Origin of the sequence: Spirillospora sp. NPDC046719, from assembly GCF_040645715.1 — a bacterium.
GTDB lineage: Bacteria > Actinomycetota > Actinomycetes > Streptosporangiales > Streptosporangiaceae > Spirillospora.
Map to the genome: position 1 here is coordinate 1 of NZ_JBEYYT010000922.1, position 1222 is coordinate 1222.

Genomic DNA, 1222 nt, shown 5'->3' on the forward strand with positions numbered 1-1222 from the left:
CTTATAATCGCTCATATCGCCTTTTTTTCGTGCCTGACGCCCGTTTAAAGGTTTACTAGCGATAGTTGCCCATATATTAATTTGATGCTGTAAAATGGCAGTTGTGAGTTTATCTATCTTATACTTCCCAAATGCTGGGATAAGATATAATCTTAAATTTTTTTCTGTTTGCTTGACAGTTGCTGATTTTCTATTTATTTTATAAAAATCAAACCATGCTGCTGCAACTTCATCAAAAGTTTTTAAGACTTTAATTTTTTTAGTACAACCATTTTTTATGAACTCATTTTGAAGACGTGAAAGTTTAACTTTTATGTCTTTTTTTGTACGCCCAGTAATGGAAGTTCGAACTTGCTTACCTGTCAGCACATCAGTACCGATATAAGCGCCACGGAGAATATAGCGTACTTCTCCGCTTTTTGTTTTGTATTCTTTTATATTTAGTTTGTTCATGTTGATTTGTCTTTCTAGCACCGCCCAGTACGCAAAAGTCAAAACATGAATGTTGATTTTAAAAGTGTAGGAAGTTAAAGTTCATTTTCATTAGAATCTTTACGACGATAATCTTGCCACCTTTTTTTTAATTCGGCTTTAGTGATGCCATCTTCGAGGGCAAAGTAATTTTCAGGGTTCTGTATTTGTTTTTCTAGTAATTGCTTCTTTAATTGAAAAACTTTTTTTCTGTGTTTCCAAATGAGTAGTTGATCTATTTGTGCATTGGCTAGTTTAAATTCATCAGAATAAAAATAATCAGCTTTTTCTTTATCATCAAAATCAATCGTGGGAGAGCTATATAAATAACTATCAATTGTAGAAATCATTTTGTCTAATTCAGGAAGAAGTTTTTTAGCCATTTCTGTGCGTAGAGCAAGAGTATTGTAGGTAGTGGATACAGGGTTTCCCTTATAATCTTTAATTATTTCCGCTGGAACTTCAACGCCGTAATTTTCCTTGGCAGATGTTTGTATTTCATTAATTTCGTCTTGATATGTTCTAAAATCACTAGTTCCCATAATATAGCTAGTCGTAACGTCAAAGTAATCAGCTAAATCTTGCCAAACTTTGAAATCACGAGGAGAACGTTTTCCAGTTTCATAATTAGTCAGCATACCTTGAGAAATTCCTATTGCTTTTGCTACGGTGCTTTGAGTAACACCTTTTTCAATTCGTAGCTCTTTAATACGATTTAAAGCTTTATATACTTCGTTTGCCATATTTTTAC

The 1222-nt window shown here is 32.9% G+C and carries 2 protein-coding genes; both read right to left on the reverse strand.

All coding sequences use genetic code 11. The annotated features are described in order from the left end of the window. On the reverse strand, window positions 1-453 hold a 453-nt coding region (locus ABZ914_RS51590), incomplete at its 3' end, for a tyrosine-type recombinase/integrase (protein WP_500201848.1). A gap of 74 nt (window positions 454-527) precedes the next feature. Beyond that, window positions 528-1222 (reverse strand): helix-turn-helix domain-containing protein (locus ABZ914_RS51595; protein WP_500201849.1); only part of this gene is annotated, 695 nt, incomplete at its 5' end.